Here is an 18,827-nt window from a genome sequence, read left to right as displayed (position 1 = left end):
CCGGCAGGAGGGGGGATCAGCTGAGGGCGGTCAGCGTCACGGTCGCGGTGTAGGTACCGCGGGGGGTCTCGAGCGGGAGCTTGAGATCCAGGTCGGCGCCCACGAGCGAGGAGCCGCGCTCGTGGCCGTCGTTCGCCTGAGCGAGGGTGCGGGCGACCGACAGGCCCTGGCCGCTGTCGAAGCCGGAGGGCACGGGAGCGCCGGCGACGGCACCGCCCTGCGTCTCGAGGACCTCGGGCGTCCAGCCGAGGTACTTGCTCGACACTTCCTGGCCGCCGGCGGTGAAGTTCGACACCTGAGCGGTCAGCGACCACCCGGGGTTGCCGGCCCGCGTGTCCTGCACGCGGATCGGCACGATCTCACCGGAGGCGGCGTAGTGGTCGAGGTTCTCGGTCGCCACTCCCAGGTCGACCAGGCGCGAGGTGCCCTCGATCGACCACGTGAGCTCGCCCGAGCCCTGGTCGGGAACCGTCACCGCGATGGCCTGGTCACCGGCAGGAGGCGCGGTCGGCGCCTCACCCGTGTAGTCGCCCGTGGTCGAACCGGCGCGGACGCCCGCACCGAACGCGGCGGCGGGGGAGTTGCCGTCGAGTGCGAGAGCCCCGTACACCGTGGTGTTCGCCACGCGCAGGTTCGCGGTGTTCCCGGTGAGCGAGAGATTCCCGCCGATCGAGTTGGCGAACGCGTCGGAGCCGCCGTCGGCGGTGGCGCCGATCAGCACGTCGCGCGAGCTGCCGCTCACGGTGACGTCGCCCTTGACGACGGCTCCCGTCATCGACACACCCCAGCCCGAGCCGTCGACCGACACATCGGCGCCGACCGAGGAGCGCACGACGTCGACGTAGTTCGCCCGCTGGGTGAGAAGCGAGCCCGAGATCGCGCTGTCGACGACCTCCACGTCGATGCCGCCGGCCTCCACCGAGCCCCCGACCTTCAGGTCGTTGACGTAGAGGAAGCCCACCGTGGTGTCGGCGGAGTAGGCGCTGATGTCGCCGGCGACGCTCGTGCCGTCGAGCGAGACGCCGTACGCGTCGGTGGCGACGACGTCTCCGGTGACGGTGACCGAGGTGGCATCCAGCCACCCGCCCGCCTCGACGACGATGTCGCCTTCGACGGTCGCTCCGCCCAGGACGCAGTCCGCTCCGCCGGGGACGATCAGGTTTCCCGAGACGGTCTGGCTGCCCAGGTCGTCGGTGCAGGTGAGGTCGGCCGCGTACGCGGGGACGGCGACGACGCTGCCCCCGATGACGAGGAGTCCGACGGTGGTGAGTTTCGTGATTCTGTTCATCGGTTCTTCCTCGTCGCTCAGCCGCGCAGGGCTGCGATGTTGTCGTAGCTGCGGTCGGCGTTGGCGAGCGAGTCACCGGGGTTGACCGGCACCGTGGAGGCGTTGTCCTGTTCGAACATGCCGAAGCGCTGGCCGCGGTCGCGCAGCTGCGACAGGAACGCCGTGTAATCGATGTTCCCGGCGCCGAACTCGACGATGTCGTACCCGTTGGCGCTGCTCGGGTTGAGCTTGCCGTCCTTCAGATGGAGGATCGGGAAGCGACGGGGGTCGCGCTTGATGTAGTCGATCGGCTCGAACCCCGGGTACAGGTGCTTTCCGACGTGCGCCCAGTAGACGTCCATCTCGAAGAACACCGTCTCGGGGTTGAGGTTCGCCCAGTACAGGTCGTAGATGCGCTCGTTCGTGTCGGTCGTGAAACCCCATTCCTGCGCGTGGTTGTGCAGGTAGAGCTTGATTCCCGCTGCGCGCCCCTTCTCGCCCATCTGGTTCCACGTGCCGATGGCCTGCATCCAGGCATCCTTGGCGAGGGGTCCGCCGTACCCGCCGGCGATGGGCCCGCCCTGACCCAGGTGCGGCATGCCCAGCACGTGCGCGATCTCGAGCTGCTGGTCGATGTTGGCCGGGGTGAGGTTGACGTGGGCACCGGTCGCGCGCAGGCCGTTGTCGTCGAGCAGCTGGCGGATCTCCTGCGGGGTGATGGCGCCGACGCCTCCCTGCGTGTAGCCCGCGAACTCGATCTCCGAGTAGCCGATGCGAGCCAGCTCCTCGAACACCGCACGGAAGCCCAGCGAGCTGACCTTGTCTCGGACGGTGTAGAGCTGGATGCCGATGCGGTTGACGGGGACGAGGCGCTTGCCGGCGCTGACCGGGGGAGCGGCCGCCGCGGCGCGGGCGCCGAGAGCGGTGGATGCCGAGGCGGCGGCGGGCATGGCGGCGGCGCCGATGCCGATGGCGACGGACGATGCCGCCAGGGCCTTGAGCAGGGTGCGCCGGCTCATGGGCCGATCCGGCACCGTGGGGTGCGCGTGGTCGTGGTGGTGACTCATGACTCTCCTTCGAGGTGGGTCCGCCCCGGGGCCGGGGACGACCGTGGGGGTGGTGGGGGCCGCGGTGCGCGACCCCCACCGGGGTGTTACTTCTTGACGGTCAGGGTCGCGCTGCCGCTGCTCTTCGCGATCCCGGTCGAACCGGTGTAAGAGGCCTGCACCTGGTAGGTGCCCTCCGCGCTGAGCTTGGGCAGGGTCACCTGGACGGTGCCGTCTGCGCCGAGCGTGCCGGTGAGGGTGGTGACGACCGCGTTGTTGCGGCGGATCGTCACCGTGGCGTCGCCGGTCGGGACGATGCCCGTCGACGAGGCCACCTGGACCGTGGCGGTGGCGGCCACGGCGGGCTTGACCGGCGTCGGCGAGACGGCGACCGAGGTCGTCGACTTCGCCTGCGAGACCGTGAGACGACCGATGCCGGCCGATCCCTTGAAGGTCTCGTCGGCCCCGTAGGTGGCCCGCAGGGTGTGCGTGCCGACCGGGAGGTCCGCCGGGAGGACGACGACGGCGTTGCCGTCGGCGTCCAGCGTCGCGCGACCGAGTTCGGTCTCGCCGACCGTGAGCACGACCTCGCCCGTGGGGGCGCCGCCCTCTCCGCGCACCGACACCGTCACGTCGCCGGGGGCGCCGTAGGTGACGCGCGGGGAGCCGAGCGAGACGAGCGTGCGGGTGTCGACGGTCGGCTCATCGGGAGCGTCGAGGTCGATCGTGAACGAGACCGAACCGAGCTCCGAGACGTTGCCGCCGGTGTCGGTGGCGCGGTAGCGGATGTCGTAGGCGCCGTCCTGGTCGAACGTGACCCCGTACTGCTGGTTCGCCGCGAGGGTCACCCAGGTCGCGCCTTTGTCGCGGGAGTACTCGACGCTCGCGAGCGTGCCGTTGTCGGCGGCCTGCACCGAGAAACGCACCGGCTCGTTGAACACGCCGCCGACACCCGTGGGGGTGGCGGGGGCCAGCGTGTGCGCGACCGTCGGGGGTGTGACGTCTCCGACGCCGTCGCCGACCATCGTCAGCGCATCGACGGCGAGTTCGTCGGCCGAGGTGACGTAGAGCGCTCCGGTGCCCTCGGGGGCGTCGAGGGCGATCTCGACGTCCTGCCAGCCGTTCCCCGCGGGGATGGTGGCGGTCGCGAAGGGCTCGGCGTCGGCCGCGCCCCAGCGCAGTTGCACCTCTCCCGCACCGCTCGCGCGGACCACGGCGCCGTCGATCCCGGCGAAGTTCACCGGGTCGAAGGCGAGGAAGTCGCCCGCTCCGAGGCCGCGGACGGCGTTTCCGCCCGAGGCGCCGGCGTCGGCGTACGTCGTGACGCCCTCGCGGCGGATCGCGTGCTCGGCCTGCTGCAGCTTGGGGTTCAGGCGAACGGTCGCCTCGCCCGTGGCCGCCGGCAGTCCGTTGGCGCCCGCGTCGGTGTAGGTGACCACGACCGCGCCGTAGAGCAGGGCGCCGGGGCCGTGCTCGGGCGAGTTCGGGTCGGTGCGGAAGACGCCGGTGCAGCCCGTGCCCGAGACCTCGGGGTGGGCGTGCTCGTCGTGGCCGAGACCGTAGGTCCACGTCACGCGCGAGCAGTCCGTGGCGTCGCCGTCCTCGGCATCCGTCGTCGTCACCTGGAAGGGGATCGCCTGACCCCAGTCGAAGAACGCGCCGTTGCCGGGGAAGGCCACGGTCACCTCGGGTGCCTGGTTGCCCACCGAGATGGTGCGCGAGGTCAGGCCGAAGCGTCCACCCGGGTCGGACACGCGCAGGCGAGCGCTGTAGTTGCCCAGCTCGGTGTACGTGTACGACGCGGTGACGCCGGTGGCGTCGTAGTCCCCGTCGCCGTCGAAGTCCCACTCGTAGGTGAGGGTGTCTCCGTCGGGGTCGGTCGAGGTCGACGCGTCGAACTCGACGGTCAGGGGCGCCTGCGACGACGAGGTGGGCGTCGCGGTGAAGCGCGCCTGGGGCGACTTGTTCCCGGCCACGTAGTCGATGCGGTACAGGCCTGCATCGGGGTTCGCGCGGAAGAAGCCGTCGCCGTAGTCGAGCACGTACATCGAGCCGTCGGGCCCGATCTCCATGTCCATGGGGTTGTCGTGCGGCGGCTGACCGAGGGTGCTCAGAGCGGCGTTGGGCAGGAAGTCCTCGATCGCGCTGACCTCGAAGGTGTCCCAGTCGAGCGTGAACGCGGCGATGTAGTCCTGCGAGAACTCGCCCATGAACGCCTTGCGGTCCCAGTGCTGGGGGAGCTTCGTGGGCGAGGGGTTGTTCTCGTCGTAGTGGTAGACGGGGCCGCCCATGGGGCCCTGGCCGTTACCGGCTCCGAAGTTCACCAGCTCGTCCCACGGCTGGTCGCCGGGGTTGTCGCCGTACCAGAGGGTCGCGGGCTGCGCGGGGGGAAGATCGGTGAGACCGGTGTTCCACCGCGACTCGTTCTTGAGGTTGTCCGGGTCGAAGAACGCACCCGGCGTCGCCGTGGCGAAGTCCCAGTCGTTGTACGCCTGGTTGTCGGCGTGCACGTAGGGCCAGCCGGCGTTCTGCGGCTCGTCGAGGCTGATGGCGTTCCACTCCACCAGGCCCATGGGTCCGCGGCCCGCGGTCTCGGCGACGGCCTTCGTCGCGTCGGGGCCGTAGTCGCCCCACGACAGCGAGTTGGTCTCGATGTCGACCTCGATGCGGAAGGGGTTGCGCACGCCCATCACGAAGATCTCGGGGCGGGTGAGCTCGGTTCCGGGGGCGAAGAGGTTGCCCTCGGGGATCGTGTACGAGCCGTCGTCCTCGACGTGGATGCGCAGGATCTTGCCGCGCAGGTCGTTGGTGTTGCCGGCGCCGCGGCGCGAGTCGAAGCCGGGGTTGTAACCGGGGGCGTCGTTGTTGGGCGCGAAGCCGTTGGCTCCCGGGGTGGATGCCGGGGTGTTGTCGCCCGTGCTCAGGTAGAGGTTGCCGTCGCCGTCGAAGCCGATGTCGGCACCGACGTGGCAGCACTGCCCGCGCTGGACCTCGACGTCGAGGACGACCTGCTCGCTCGCGAGGTCGAGGGCGTCTCCGTTCCACTGGAAGCGGGCGAGACGGTTCACGCCGACCCACTGGTCCCAGTACGACTCGTCGGCGCCCGCGGGGAGCGTGTTGGGGGAGTTGCCCGCCGGGGTGTCGGCCACGCCGTCGCCGTCCGCGTCGCGCGGGGAGTACACGAGGTACACCCAGTTGTTCTCGGCGAAGTTCGGGTCGAGGGCGACCGTCTGCAGGCCGTCCTCGGAGTTGGCGTAGACGTCGAGCGTGTTGGTGACGCGCGTGACGCCCGTCGCCGGGTCGGTCAGGCGCACGTCGCCGTTGCGGGCGGTGTGCAGCACGCGCTTGTCGGGCAGGACCGCGAGGTCGATGGGCTCGCCCACGTCCTTGGTCAGCAGCACGCGCTCGTAGTTGCTCCAGTCCAGAGCGCCGCCGTTCTCGCCGGTGTCGCCGGGGTCGGGGGTGCCGGGGTCGGTGGGGTCGCCGTGGTCGCCCCCGGGGTCGGTCGTGCCGTGGTCGTGCCCGTCGTGCGCGAAGGCGGGGACGGGCGCTGCGGCGATGGCGCCCAGGCCCAGCGCGGTGGCCGCGAGGACCGCCGTCAACCGGGACCGGACGACCGGATGCCGAGAAGTAGAGTTCATCGTGAAACAGCTCCTGTGAATGCGTTCGAGTTGTTTTCACCGGGTCGCCACTCAGTCGGTCTCAACGGCTGGTCGTGGCGGCCCGGGCTCTTCATGCGGTGGCGGTCGGCCACACGCGGTGCGTGCTCCTTACTCTTCGTCGAGTGGGAGGGGTCGCCGATCATCGCCTCTCAGGGCGGTTCGCGCGGCGAGCCTCGGGGGGATGAGGCGTCCTGCGGTGCGGGACGTCGCTCGTCGTCATCTTGACGGATGTTTTTCCATAGGTCAATCAAAAGATGCGTAATGTGCGCACAACAAAAGAACGGCTAACACGAGTCTTGTGGTCTGCCTTCGTCGCGGGCTAGCATCGCCGAACGGTGCGACGAGCGCCGATCCCCCACCCGTCGGCAGAGCGGCCGACACGGCCGAGGAGGCCCCATGCTCCATGGACTGACCGGATGGCATCTGCTGATCGTTCTCGCGGTGATCGTCCTCTTGTTCGGCGCGGCCAAGCTGCCGGCCCTCGCCCAGAGTGTCGGCAGATCGGCCCGGCTGTTCAAGGGCGAGCTGAAGGCGATGAAGGACGACGACGAGGTTCCGCTCGACCCCGGGGTCGAGCCGGCGCACCCCGCCCCCCGGCCCGCAGCAGCCGTCGCGGATCCGCCGCCGACGCGCTGAGCGCTCCGGGACGCGCCGTTTCCCGTCGCCGCGCCGCCGTGAAGCCGCCCGACGTCGCGCCGCGCCCCGCGGGTCAGTCGGAGTCGGCGCCTGCGACGCGTGCCGACGCCCGCGCCGACACGGTACGCAGCGCCGAGAGCACGCGCCGCACCGCGGCGTAGGCCAGTGCGTCGGGTCGCGCCAGCGCGTCCACGTGGCGGACCAGGGCGACATCGGCGAGCGGTCGCAGCACCAGTCCATCGACGGCGAGGGGTGTCGTCGTGGTGCGCGGCATGACGGCGATCGCCGCCCCGGCGCGCACGACCTCGGCCGTCACCGAGAACTCGTTGATGCGGTGGGCGACCTCGAGAGGACGCCCGACGTGGGCGGCGAGATGATCGAGCACCCCGGCGAGCGGGAATCCGGGGTGCACCGACACCCACCTCTCGGCGACGAGGTCGGTCGCGCGCAGCTCGTCGCGTCGGGCCAGCGGGTGCTCGGCCGGCAGGGCGATGTCGAGCGGCTCTTCGAGCAGCGGCACCGTGACCACGCGGTCCACGGGCCACGGTTCGTCGTGCGCGAGGCGGTGCGCTACGACGATGTCGTGGTCGGCCGTCAGTCCCGGAAAGTCGCGGTGTGCCACGTCGGCGTCGGCGAGGTGCAGCGGCGGCGTGCCGTCGAGTTCGCGCAGGAGGGGCCCGAAGAGCGCGAGCGCGGCGCTGTGGAAGGCCGAGACGCGCACCGGGCGGTCGCTCGTGTCGAGGAAGGCGCCCACGGCCTCTCGGGCCGAGACCAGGGCCTCGTCGACCCGCGTCCCGGCGGCAGCGAGGGCCTGGCCGGCGGGTGTGAGGGCGAGGGCGCGCCCGCGCCGGGTGGTCAGCGGAACGGGCACGTGCGCCTGGAGTGCCGAGAGCTGCTGCGACACCGCCGACGCCGAGACGTGCAGCGACTCCGCCACGGCCGCCACGCTTCCCCGGTCGCGGAGTTCGCGCAGCAGGCGCAAGTGGGCCACATCCATAAGGAAGAACTTACGTCACAGTGAAGAAAGTGCCCGTTGATCTTCTGTCTGCAGCCAGCGACGGTAGGCGTATGGCCCGCCGCGTCCCCGAAATCGTCGTCGACCTCCTCCTCGTCGCGGTCGCCGCAGTCTGGGGTGCCAGCTTCCTCGCCGCGAAGGAGCTGGTGGCCGAGACCGGCGTCGCCTCCGGCGTGGCGCTGCGCTTCGTCGTGGCCGCGATCGCCCTCGGCATCCTGTGCCTGATGAGACGGGAACGGATGCCGCGGGGGCGCGGCCTCGCGATCGCCGCTCTGCTCGGCTGCTCGCAGGCGGCGATCATCGGGCTCGAGACCGCGGGCGTGCACCTCACCTCGGCGACCAACGCCGGGCTCCTCATCAGTCTCGCCCTCGTCTTCACCCCGGTGCTGGAGAGCGTCGCCGCGCGCTCGTGGCTCCCGCGGACGTACTTCGTCGCGGCCGTGGCTGCGGTGGTCGGCGTGGCCCTGCTCGTCTCGGACGGCGGCCTCCGTACCCCCAACCTGGGCGACGCTCTCGTCATCGCCGCGGCGGTCGTCCGCGCCGTGCACGTCACCGCGAGCGGGCACCTCACCCGCGGCCGACACGACAGCACCCTCGCCGTCGTCTTCGTCCAACTGCTCGTGTGCGCCCTGGCCTCGTCGGCCGTGGCCGGCGCCGACCTGCCGCGTGCGGCCGCGGGGCTCTCGGCATCCGGATGGGTCGACGTGCTCTTCCTCGGACTGCTGTGCTCGGTCTTCGCGTTCGTGGTGCAGTTGTGGGCGGTGCGGCGCACCTCGGCGACCCGCGCGAGCATCCTCATGGGTACCGAGCCAGTGTGGGCGCTCGCCGTGGGTGTCGCCATCGGCGGCGAGGCGGTCGGCGCGCCCGGGATGATCGGCGCCGTGCTCATCATCGCCGCGTCGTACGCGGGGCAGGCGATCGAACGCCGACACCGCCGCTCGCGTGACGAAGCGAGCGGCGGCGCCGGCGAGGAGCCGGTCAGTTCCGGTCGGGCCTCGGTCGCCGCCATCGCGCCCACACCGTCGCCGTGAGTCCCGCGGCCACGAGCGCTGCGGCGAGCAGGATCGAGGCGATGTCGCCACCGGTCATGGCGAGCCCGCCGCCCGGGGATCCCGGGCCCGCGCCGGGCGGCGGGGAGCAGTCCACGGTGCAGGTGGCCGTCGGCTGAGGGGTGATCTCGACGGTCACGCCGACGCCGTCGTCGGCGACGGCGGCGCTCAGGAACACGACGTCGCTCATGAGAGCGTCACCGCCTCGCGCCGACCCTCTTCGCGCGCCTGCGCCACGAGGTCGTCGAGGCGGCGTCGCGAGCGACGGCGACCCGAGGCGACGGCCGCGACGATGAGGGCGACCCCGATCGCCGCCGCGAGGTGCAGCCACGGCACCGCCCAGACGGTGACGCTGTGCGTCACGGGGGTCGCGGTGAGTGTCGCGTCGGGCACCGCGGCATCCACCGTCACGTCCTTCACGAGCAGGAAGGTCGGCCACGCGGGCTGGGCCTCGGTCTGCACCTGACGCGATTCCCCGGGGAGCAGCACGCCGCGTTCCCCGGTGGCCCCATCGATCACGTCGGTCACGACGAGGGCGGTGTTGCCGGTGTTCTCGGCGGTGTACGAGTACGCCAGCGACCCCGGTGCGAAGAGGTTCCACGACGGCGTGTACTCCGCGCGGACCTCGCCGACGCCCACCGCGGGTGCGAGCTCGCCCGTCACCCGGGTCGAGACGCGGAAGCCGACCCGGCTGTCGACGCCCACCTTCGTGCCGTCGTTCCCCGCGGAAGTGGATCGAACCGAAGCCGAGACCCCGGCCGCGTGATCGCCCGGGGTGGCATTGTTTGGAACCGCGATCTCGAACGCGATGATCCGCGTCTCGTTGGGGGCGAGGGTGACCGATGGTTCGACGGTGATCCAGGTGCCCGCGTCGACCGAGGTGCGGTCGGCGGGGAGCATCGTGAAGCGCCCGGTCTCGGTGTAGTAGCCGTCCGCCGCGGTGAGGGCGAAGGTCGCCTCGCGCTCGCTGAAGTTCTTGACCGCGAGGTGCTCGGTCGTCCGCTGACCCGGATCGAGTTCGACCTGCATGACGCGACGGCCGTCCGCCCCCTCCGCTGAGGCCGGGGTCACCGACCAGGTGACCGCCGCGTCGGCGGCGTCGTCCGCCGTGGCGGGAGGCGCCGAGACGAGTGCGGCCGCGGCCCCGAAGAGCACCGCCAGGGTGGCGGATCCTCCCCGCGCGACCGTCGTCCTCATCGTGACGCTCACCCCTCGAGGAGGGTCAGGGTGATGGTGGCCGAGTAGGAGCCGGGTGCGACCGTGGCCGGGGTCTGCAGCAACAGGCCCGCCGAGGCCGAATACGACCCGCCCGCGGCGGCGGCGGAGGTGTCGGCGTTGGCGAGCAGTTCGGCGTCGACGAAGCCGCCGATGCCCGGGTCGACGTCGTCGCCGGGCGCCACGAGGCTGCTGTCGCCCGCGACGATGGTGGGGTACCAGCCGAAGCTGTCGGCCGACGAGATCGCGGGCTGACCTGCGGTGCCGGTGAAGTCGCTGATGGCGCCCATGACGTACCAGTACGCCTCGGGGTCGACGTTCTCGGCCAGGCGGGTGTCGGTGACGGTGACCGTCGGCAGGGTGCCGGTGAAGGTGCGGTCGGTTCCCGACGGCTCTCCCTCCGTGAGGGCGGTGGCCTCACCGGCGACGGTCAGGGCGAGCACTCCGGGCTCGGCCGCCGGGGCGATCTCGACCTGCACGTCGACGGTGTCCTCGTCGGCCGCGAACGCACTGCCGCTACCCGCGGCGGCCAGGATGCCGACGCCGAGGGCTGCGACTCCGATGCGGGCCGACAGGCCGCGACGGGAGGTGGGGGACATGGGTGCTCCGTTCTTCCACCGCGAGGGGTGGAGTCGTCGGCGGGCGCCGGCGGGTGGTCGGGACGACCGGCGTCCAGCCGATCGGTGAACGTGGGATGCCGTCGTTTCGAGCGGGCGCGGCGGACTCGGGGGAGCCTCGTGGCGGCGCTGTCACGGGTCGGTTCTGCGGGTTCGTTGCGACAGTAGTGCGGCTTCCGCGGGTCGTCAAGCAAAAGTTGCACGGTGCTCGGACTGCTTCTCGTTCGCTCTTTTATTGCCCTCATCGGGAAATTTGGTACGTCTCGCGGGCGCTACTGTCTTCGGTGGGCCGTGCGCGGGCCAGATTTCAGCAGTTCTTCACGCAAATTAGTCAGGTTTTGTAGACGTACCGACAAAAGACTCCTACAGTGACCACGGTCGAGGGCGACCTGTGCGGTCCGAGCGGACGCCGTCACCCCCGCCGCTGATCCGAAGGAGCAATGATGCCCGTACCCGCTGTCTTGTCCGGCCCCCGCCGGCGCAGCACCCGCGTCGCGAGAACCCTCGCGGCCGGTCTCCTGGGCGGAGCACTGGTGGCCACAGGAGCGATCCTGCCCGCCAATGCCGCCGTCGCCCCCGCCGTCAATACGCCGGCGGACCTGCCCAAACAAGAACCGGGGGTGACGCTTCGCACGTACTCCACCCCGCCCCTCACCGAGCTCTGCACGCTCAAGTCAGGTCAGACCCCCAACGTCGACAAGCTCATGTCGACCATCGACTGGAGCACCGACGAGCAGTTCGGCGCGGGCGACAACTTCATCACGCACGCCCTGGCCAATCTGACCATCAGCACCCCCGGTCAGTACGTCTTCCGCCTGACGAGCGACGACGGTTCACGCCTCACGCTCGACGGCACGCAGCTGATCGACAACGACGGCCTCCACGGAGCGGAATCCGTCGAGGGCACCGTCACGCTCGACGTGGGCGTGCACGACCTCTTCGTCGAGATGTTCGAGGCCACCAACGGCCAGCAACTCACGGTGGAGTGGAAGACCCCGGGCTCGTCGAGCTTCACCGTCATCCCGAACGACGTGCTCAGCACCGAGGCGGGCGTCGTCCGCGTGACCGCCCCCGGAACGAAGTACTGCGAGGGCAGCACCGACTCCGCCGGAGACGGTCTGCGCCTGGATGCCGTGAACCCCGACTACACGCTCGTGAACCTGCGCCCCGAGGGCTTCACCCCGAAGGTCTCGGGTCTGGCCTTCCTCGGCAACGGCGACCTCGCCGTGCTGACCACCGGTTCGGTCAACTCCGGCGGGTGGGACACCTCCACCCCCGGCAAGGTCTTCGTGCTCAAGGGCGCCCAGGCGGCCGACGGCCCCGAGGACGTCACCGTCGTCGAGGCGGCCGGCGGTCTGCTCAACCCCATGGGCATCGATGTCATCGACGACAAGATCTACGTCTCCGAGCGCTACCAGCTCACCGAGCTCAGCGACACGAACGGCGACGGCTCGTACGAGACGAAGCGCAAGGTCGCGGAGTACCCCTCGGGCAACAACTTCCACGAGTTCGCCTTCGGCCTGATCCACGACGAGGACAACTTCTACGTCAACCTCTCGGTCGCGATCGACAACGGCGGGGCCACCACCAACCCGCAGCCCGCGAAGAACCGCGGCACCTCGGTGAAGATCGACCGGGCCACCGGAGCGATCAGCTACGTCGCCGGGGGTCTCCGCACGCCCAACGGCGTGGCCTTCGGCCCCGAGAACGAACTGTTCGCGATGGACAACCAGGGTGCCTGGCTGCCCGCGAACAAGCTCGTCAACATCAAGCAGGACCGGTTCTTCAACCACTACACGAACCCCGCCGGGCCCTTCGACGCCAACCCGGTGACCCCGCCGGTGGTGTGGATCCCGCAGAACGAGATCGGCAACTCGCCGAGCACGCCCATCATGCTGAAGGACGGCCCCTTCGCCGGCCAGATGATGTTCGGCGACGTCACCTACGGCGGCCTGCAGCGCGCCTTCCTCGAAAAGGTCGACGGCGAGTTCCAGGGGGCGGTGTTCCGCCACTCCGCGGGCTTCGAGGTCGGCGTGAACCGCGTCATCGAGGGCCCCGACAAGTCGCTCTACATCGGCGGCACGGGTGAGGGCGGCAACTGGGGCGAGGCGGGCAAGCTCACCTACGGCCTGCAGAAGCTCGTCCCGAAGACCACGCAGAACACGTTCGACATGACCTCGATGAAGGTCGTCGAGGGCGGTTTCGAGATCGAGTACACCCAGCCCCTGTCCGACGAGACGGTGGCGAACCTCGCCACGGCATACCGCGCCGAGCAGTGGCGCTACCTGCCGACCTCCACCTACGGCGGTCCCAAGGTCGACGAAGAGATCCTTTCGCTGACGAGCGCCACGGCATCCGCCGACCGCAAGACGGTCACAGTGACCTTCGACGGTCTCAAGCAGGGCCGCGTCGTGCACCTGCGCTCCCCGCAGCCCTTCGCCGCCGCCAGTGGCGACAAGCTGTGGAGCACCGAGGCCTGGTACACGCTCAACTCCCTGCCGGGCTACGTCTCGCCGGCCGACCAGGGCTGGTACGAGGCCGAAGAGGCCCGCCTGATCGGCGGTGCCAAGTTCGACGTGGAGCACAGCGGCTACTCGGGTGCCGGTTTCGCCGGTGGCCTGTGGCAGGCCGGTTCCGCGTTCGAGTTCACGGTGAACGCCGAAGCCGCGGGCACCGTTCCGGTCAACGTGCGCTACTCCAACGGGCCGAACCCCGCGCCCGGCACCAAGGATGTGAACCTGTACGTCAACGGCCAGAACCTCGGCAAGTGGGACTTCCCCTCGACCGGTGACTGGAAGACCTGGGCCACGATCACGCGCGACATGCCGCTGGTCGCCGGGGCGAACACGATCGCGCTGAAGTACGAGTCGGGCAACAAGGGCAACATCAACGTCGACGTCCTCTCGATCGGCACCGCCGACATCTGCGCTCCGGCGCAGGTCGAGGACGGGTACCGCTCGCTGTTCGACGGCACTCTCGAGAGCCTGAACGCCGGCTGGCGCATGGCGGGCCCCGGGGGCTTCGGTCGACAGAACGACTGCAGCATCCGCGGCGAGGGGGGAATGGGTCTGCTCTGGCACAAGGCGCAGGAGTTGAACGAGTACAGCCTCAAGCTGGACTGGAAGCTCATCGCCGATCACAACGGCGGCGTCTTCGTCGGCTTCCCCGACCCGCAGAACGACCCGTGGGTCGCGGTCAACCAGGGCTATGAGATCCAGATCGACGCCACCGACGCCGCCGACCGCACCACCGGTGCGATCTACACCTTCCAGGGTGCGGATGCCGCGGCGGTCGAGGCTGCGCTCAAGCCCGTCGGCTCGTGGAACGCGTACGAGATCGTCGTGAAGGGGCAGACCATCAAGATCTTCCTCAACGGCACGCTCGTGAACGACTTCACCAGCACCGACCCCGCGCGTGACCTCTCGCAGGGCTTCATCGGCCTGCAGAACCACGGCGGGGGCGAAGCGGTGTCGTACCGCAACGTTCGGGTCAAGGACATCGACGAGCCGGCACCCCTCGCGGTGACGGCCTCCGCCGAGGTCCGTTGCATGGCGAAGAAGGCGACGCTGACGGTGCGCGCGACCAACACCGACACGGTGCCGGTCGACGTGACCCTCACGACGGCGTGGGGCGAGCGGGTCATCCCCGCCGTCCAGCCCGGGGCGACGGTGTTCCACACCTTCACCACCCGTGCCGTCTCGGTCCCCGCCGGCGAAGCGACGGTGTCGGCGACCGGCGACGGTCGCACCGGAGAGGCCACGGCCTCGTACGCGGCCAAGAGCTGCGGCTGATCCCCCCGGCGCCCCCGGCGGCGGACTCGCGTCCGTCGCCGGGGGCGCTCCCTCATGTCCCAGAGGTTCCCCATGCTGTTCTCCCTCGGTCGCCGCGTCAGCCGGCATCGCCTGTTCGTCCTCCTCGTGTGGGCAGTGCTGGTCGTCGGCGGTGGTGCCCTCGCCGGCGACGCCTTCGACCGCACGGTCTCGGTCGCCGACGCTCCCGCCGGGAGCGAGTCACTGCGCGCGAGCGACCGCCTCGATGCCCTCGACCCCGAGGGCGAGATCGTCACCGCCGTTCTCCGTGGGGAGGACTTCTTCTCCCCGACGCTGCGCGACAGCGCGACCGCGGCGATGTCGTCCATCCGCTCCCTGCCCGGGGTCGCCGAGGTCACCGACGCCTACACGGCCGGCGGGGCGATCGGCGACGACGGACGCTCGTCGCTGGTCGTCGTCGAACTGGCCGTCGGCCTCAGCGGCGACGAGGCCGTCGCCACGGCATCCGCCGTCTCCGGCCTGCTGCACGGGATCGACGCTCCCGAGGTGCTCGTCGGGGGCCCTCTGCTGGCCGAAGAGGCCTTCGTCGACCGCGCCACCGCCGACGCCGCCCTCGGTGAGGGCGCCGCGATCCTCGTCCTCGTCGTGCTGCTCACCCTCGCGCTCGGGTCGCTGCGCATCGCGATGATCCCCGTGGTCGCCGCCCTCGCGGCGATCGCCCCGACGCTGGCGGTCCTGGGCCTGCTCACCCGCGTCGTCGACGTCAACGAGTTCGCGGTCAACGTCGTCACGATCCTGGGGCTCGGCCTCGCGGTCGACTACAGCCTCCTGGTGGTGCTGCGCCTCCGCGAGGAACGCACCGCCGACCCCGTCGTCCCCCTCGACGAGCTGATCGCCCGCACCGTCGCCGGCGCCGGTCGCGCGGTGCTCGTGTCGGGTCTCGCCGTGACGGTGGCCCTCGTCGGCATCCTGGCGCTCGGCGACCCGTTGCTGTCGGGCATGGCGCTCGGCGGAGCCGTGGTCGTCGTCATCTCGACCCTCGCGGGCCTCACCCTCGTTCCCGCCACGCTCTCGCTCCTGCACCGCGCCCTCCCCTCCGCCGAAGCGCGCACCTGGGCTCGCCCCTGGGCCGGTCGCGCCGCGCGCGAGGGCGTGCTCGCTCGTTCCACGCGCTTCGCGCAACGGCGCCCGGGCGTCGCCGCCGTCGCCGCCGCGGCTCTGCTGATGCTGTTCGCCGCTCCCGTGGCATCCCTCGCCCTCGACGACTCCGACATCCGTTCTCTCCCCGCGGCCGCGGAGGAGCGCCGGGCGTACGAGGCGACGACGACCGGCTTCACCGGGATCGGGATCGAGCCCGTCACGGTCGTCCTCGATGGAACGATCCGGGATGCCGCGGTCACCGGCGTCCTCGATCGGATCGCCGCCCTGCCCGAGGTCGCCGACGCCGACGTGGTCCAGGGCCTGCCGCCCGAGGTCACCGCGGTCGCCTTCACGCCCACCGGCGACAGTGCGACGGGGCCGGCGGCGCAGAGCCTCGTGCACGCGGTGCGCGGTCTGGACTCCCCGGTGCCGCTCGAGGTCACGGGTCCCGCCGCTTCGCTCATCGACACGCGCGACCACCTGGCCTCGCGCCTGCCGTGGGCGCTCTTCATCGTCGCCGCGGCCAGCTTCGCGCTGCTGTTCGCCCTCACCCGCTCCGTCGTCGTGCCGGCGAAAGCGCTCGTGCTCGCCGGCCTCACCGTGGCCTCGACCCTGGGCGTGCTGACCGCCGTCTTCGGGTGGGGCTGGGGCGCGCCCCTGCTCGGGTTCGAGCCGACGGGCACGCTCGATGTCACCACCCCGCTGCTCATCGGACTCCTCGCCTTCGGCCTGACCATGGACTACGAGGTGTTCCTGCTCGCCCGCATCACCGAACGCTGGCGCGCGCGCGACCTCTTCGCCGACCCGCGGTCCGCGAACGCCGAGGCCGTGCGCCACGGCATCGCCCGCACGGGTCCGGTGGTGACGCTGGCCGCCGTGGCCATCTGCATCGTCTTCCTCGGCTTCGCGTTCGGCGAGCTCGTGGCGATGAAAGAGATCGGGGTGGGGATGGTCGTGGCCGTGATCCTCGACGTCACGGTCGTGCGCGGGCTCCTTCTACCCGCTCTGATGACGCTCCTCGGCCGCGCGAACTGGTGGCCGGGCGCGCGCTCGGTCCCCCTCGTGATGCCCGAGGGCCTCCCGAGCCTCGAGACCGCCTCCCGCTGACGCCTCGGCGCCGAGCGGCACCGTCTCGCGCTCCGCGCCGTCTCGGGCCGCCGCGCGTGCGGCCGCACCGCCGTAGGCTGGAGCCATGCACGGCGAGTACAAGGTCCCCGGGGGAAAACTGGTCGTCGTCGACCTCGAAGAGCGCGAGGGCCGTATCCACGGCTTCCACCTCGCGGGCGACTTCTTCCTCGAGCCCGACGACGCCCTCGACGACATCGACGCGGCCGTCAACGGTCTTCCGGTCGAGTCCGACGTCCCCACGATCGCCGCGGCGATCCGCGCGGCCCTTCCCGAGGGGGCGCAGCTTCTCGGCTTCACGCCCGAATCGGTGGCGACCGCGATCCGCCGCGCGCTGGTGACCGCTCCCGGCTGGGCCGACTTCGAGTGGGAGGTCGTGCACGACGAGCCCGTCTCGCCCCGCATGAACCTCGCCCTCGACGAGGTGCTCACCACCCGCGTGGGCGCGGGGCTGCGCAAGCCCACGTTGCGCCTGTGGGAGTGGGACGAGAGCGCCGTCGTCATCGGCTCGTTCCAGTCGCTGCGCAACGAGGTCGACCCGGCGGGCGCCGAGAAGCACGGCTTCGACATCGTCCGCCGCATCTCGGGCGGTGGCGCGATGATGATGGCAGCCAACTCGATCGTGACCTACTCGCTGTACGTCCCGGCCTCCCTCGTCGCCGGTATGACCTTCGCCGACTCGTACGCGTTCCTCGACGACTGGGTGCTCCAGGCGCTGCGCTCGCTCGGCATCGACGCGGTGTACCAGCCGCTCAACGACATCGCGGGTCCTCACGGCAAGATCGGCGGCGCCGCCCAGAAGCGCCTCGCCAACGGCGGGGTGCTGCACCACGCGACCCTCAGCTACGACATGGACGGCCAGGTGCTCACCGAGGTGCTGCGCATCGGCCGCGAGAAGCTCAGCGATAAGGGCACCGTGTCGGCCGCCAAGCGCGTCGACCCGCTGCGCAGCCAGACCGGTCTTCCCCGGGCCGAGGTCATCGAGCGCTTCATCCAGACCTTCACCACGCTGTACGGGGCGACCCCGGGGCACATCAGCGACGAGGAGTACGCCGAGGCCCAGGCGCTCGTCGACTCGAAGTTCGCCACCGACGCGTGGCTGCAGCGCGTCCCGTGAGCGCCGAGATCCCCGCCGACGCGCCCGCTCCGGGCGGCGTCGAGATCCACCACGCCGACAACCTCAGCGTCACCCCGAACTATCCCGATGGGTCGTTCGCGCTCGTCTACCTCGATCCGCCCTTCAACACCGGGCGCACGCGTTCGAAGGCCGTCGAGTCGGCGACGCGCCGAGCATCGGTGGAGGAGGCCCCGGATGCCGCCCCGCCCGAGGCCGCGGCATCCCTCGACGATCCGAACATGCTCGAGTTCCCCGAAGAGGAGCCGCCCCCGCCCCCGGTGGTCCAGCGCGGCTTCCACGGGCGCGAGTACGCGCGCCTGCGCGGCGATCTGCGTACCTACGACGACCGTTTCGACGACTACTGGGGCTTTCTCGAGCCGCGGCTCGTCGAGGCGTGGCGCCTGCTCGCCGACGACGGCACCCTCTACCTGCACCTGGACTACCGCGAGGTCCACTACGCCAAGGTCATGTGCGATGCACTGTTCGGGCGCGACAAGTTCCTCAACGAGCTGATCTGGGCGTACGACTATGGCGCCAAGACGAAGCGTCGCTGGCCCACCAAGCACGAGACGATCCTGGTGTACGTCAAGAACCCCGCGAAGTACTTCTTCGACTCGGACGCCGTGGACCGCGAGCCGTACATGGCCCCGGGTCTCGTCACCGCCGAGAAGGCCGCGCGCGGCAAGATGCCCACCGACGTGTGGTGGCACACGATCGTGCCGACCACCGGTCGCGAGAAGACGGGGTACCCGACGCAGAAGCCCGAGGGCGTCCTGCGCCGCATGGTGCAGGCGTCCTCGCGCCCCGGCGATCGTGTCCTCGACATGTTCGCCGGCAGTGGCACGCTCGGCGCCGTCGCCGCCCCCCTGGGCCGGCACTCGGTGCTCATCGACGACAACGCCGATGCCGTGGCCGTGATGCGAGGGCGCCTGGAGCCGTTCGCCGGCTGAGCCGTCTTCGGCGTCGCTGTCGTCGGCCGGCCCGGCTGCCTCCGCGCGCATCGCGCCGCACCGGGGCGCGCGATGTGCACCGGGGCGTCCGGTGAGCGCCCCGGTGCACGTTCCGCGCCCCGGCGCCGCACCGCGTCAGGGCGCGCGCCGCGCATCGTGCCCCACCCCGGGCGGGTTCCGCACGAACGGCCCGCGATGCCGGCGCCCCCGCCTAGGGT

At 71.0% G+C, this 18,827-nt stretch carries 13 protein-coding genes; 6 read left to right on the top strand and 7 right to left on the bottom strand.

The window, feature by feature from the left end:
• Nucleotides 1-16: 16 nt before the first annotated feature.
• The 3 genes from DEU35_RS09995 to DEU35_RS09985 all read right to left on the bottom strand — a co-directional run bounded on the left by DEU35_RS09995 (nt 17) and on the right by DEU35_RS09985 (nt 5,954).
• The gene (locus tag DEU35_RS09995) at nt 17-1,288 is read right to left on the bottom strand and encodes a hypothetical protein (RefSeq protein WP_116239416.1); all 1,272 of its coding nucleotides are present in this window, start codon (nt 1,286-1,288) and stop codon (nt 17-19) included.
• Between the two features lie 17 nt (nt 1,289-1,305).
• Nucleotides 1,306-2,286: a sugar phosphate isomerase/epimerase gene (locus tag DEU35_RS09990; RefSeq protein WP_116239702.1), complete on the bottom strand. Its 981-nt coding sequence runs from the start codon at nt 2,284-2,286 to the stop codon at nt 1,306-1,308.
• 134 nt (nt 2,287-2,420) lie between these two features.
• Entirely contained in the window at nt 2,421-5,954 is a 3,534-nt protein-coding gene (locus DEU35_RS09985) for a PQQ-dependent sugar dehydrogenase (RefSeq protein ID WP_116239415.1), read from the bottom strand.
• A 417-nt stretch (nt 5,955-6,371) separates the two neighbouring features.
• Between DEU35_RS09985 and DEU35_RS09980 the strand changes: the two genes are divergently transcribed.
• Nucleotides 6,372-6,611, top strand: coding sequence for a Sec-independent protein translocase subunit TatA (locus DEU35_RS09980; RefSeq protein ID WP_103208363.1), 240 nt, complete (start codon nt 6,372-6,374; stop codon nt 6,609-6,611).
• 73 nt (nt 6,612-6,684) lie between these two features.
• Here DEU35_RS09980 and DEU35_RS09975 read toward each other — a convergent pair whose 3' ends face one another.
• The gene (locus tag DEU35_RS09975) at nt 6,685-7,608 is read right to left on the bottom strand and encodes a LysR family transcriptional regulator (RefSeq protein WP_116239414.1); all 924 of its coding nucleotides are present in this window, start codon (nt 7,606-7,608) and stop codon (nt 6,685-6,687) included.
• A gap of 71 nt (nt 7,609-7,679) precedes the next feature.
• On the opposite strand from DEU35_RS09975, the gene DEU35_RS09970 reads away from it, so the two are divergent.
• Complete coding sequence (locus DEU35_RS09970) at nt 7,680-8,657, top strand: DMT family transporter (RefSeq protein ID WP_116239413.1); 978 nt, start codon at nt 7,680-7,682, stop codon at nt 8,655-8,657.
• Here the strand turns inward: DEU35_RS09970 and DEU35_RS09965 are convergent.
• From DEU35_RS09965 to DEU35_RS09955, 3 genes are read right to left on the bottom strand one after another with little or no spacing between them, the layout of a single operon-like run.
• Nucleotides 8,605-8,865 carry a hypothetical protein gene (locus tag DEU35_RS09965; protein ID WP_103208369.1) on the bottom strand — a complete coding sequence of 87 codons (261 nt, stop codon included), beginning with the start codon at nt 8,863-8,865 and terminating at the stop codon, nt 8,605-8,607. The two genes, DEU35_RS09970 and DEU35_RS09965, sit on opposite strands and share 53 nt — an antisense overlap.
• Complete coding sequence (locus DEU35_RS09960; protein ID WP_116239412.1) at nt 8,862-9,884, bottom strand: WxL protein peptidoglycan domain-containing protein; 1,023 nt, start codon at nt 9,882-9,884, stop codon at nt 8,862-8,864. The genes DEU35_RS09965 and DEU35_RS09960 overlap by 4 nt, the downstream gene beginning before the upstream one ends.
• The gene (locus tag DEU35_RS09955) at nt 9,881-10,489 is read right to left on the bottom strand and encodes a hypothetical protein (RefSeq protein ID WP_103208373.1); all 609 of its coding nucleotides are present in this window, start codon (nt 10,487-10,489) and stop codon (nt 9,881-9,883) included. Before DEU35_RS09955 ends, DEU35_RS09960 begins: the two co-directional genes overlap by 4 nt.
• Nucleotides 10,490-10,950: 461 nt before the next feature.
• Here DEU35_RS09955 and DEU35_RS09950 point away from each other — a divergent pair, with 461 nt between their 5' ends.
• The 4 genes from DEU35_RS09950 to DEU35_RS09935 all read left to right on the top strand — a co-directional run bounded on the left by DEU35_RS09950 (nt 10,951) and on the right by DEU35_RS09935 (nt 18,609).
• A complete protein-coding gene (locus DEU35_RS09950; protein WP_220340849.1) occupies nt 10,951-14,298 on the top strand; it encodes a family 16 glycoside hydrolase in 3,348 nt (1,115 codons plus the stop codon).
• Nucleotides 14,299-14,370: 72 nt separating this feature from the next.
• Nucleotides 14,371-16,524: an MMPL family transporter gene (locus DEU35_RS09945; RefSeq protein ID WP_181904630.1), complete on the top strand. Its 2,154-nt coding sequence runs from the start codon at nt 14,371-14,373 to the stop codon at nt 16,522-16,524.
• An 85-nt stretch (nt 16,525-16,609) separates the two neighbouring features.
• Nucleotides 16,610-17,659 carry a biotin/lipoate A/B protein ligase family protein gene (locus DEU35_RS09940; RefSeq protein WP_103208378.1) on the top strand — a complete coding sequence of 350 codons (1,050 nt, stop codon included), beginning with the start codon at nt 16,610-16,612 and terminating at the stop codon, nt 17,657-17,659.
• Complete coding sequence (locus DEU35_RS09935) at nt 17,638-18,609, top strand: site-specific DNA-methyltransferase (protein ID WP_258027919.1); 972 nt, start codon at nt 17,638-17,640, stop codon at nt 18,607-18,609. Before DEU35_RS09940 ends, DEU35_RS09935 begins: the two co-directional genes overlap by 22 nt.
• The last annotated feature ends 218 nt before the right edge of the window (nt 18,610-18,827 follow it).

It is taken from the genome of Microbacterium sp. AG157 (genome assembly GCF_003385695.1).
GTDB lineage: Bacteria > Actinomycetota > Actinomycetes > Actinomycetales > Microbacteriaceae > Microbacterium > Microbacterium testaceum.
This window is presented reverse-complemented; position numbering and strand designations above follow the sequence as displayed.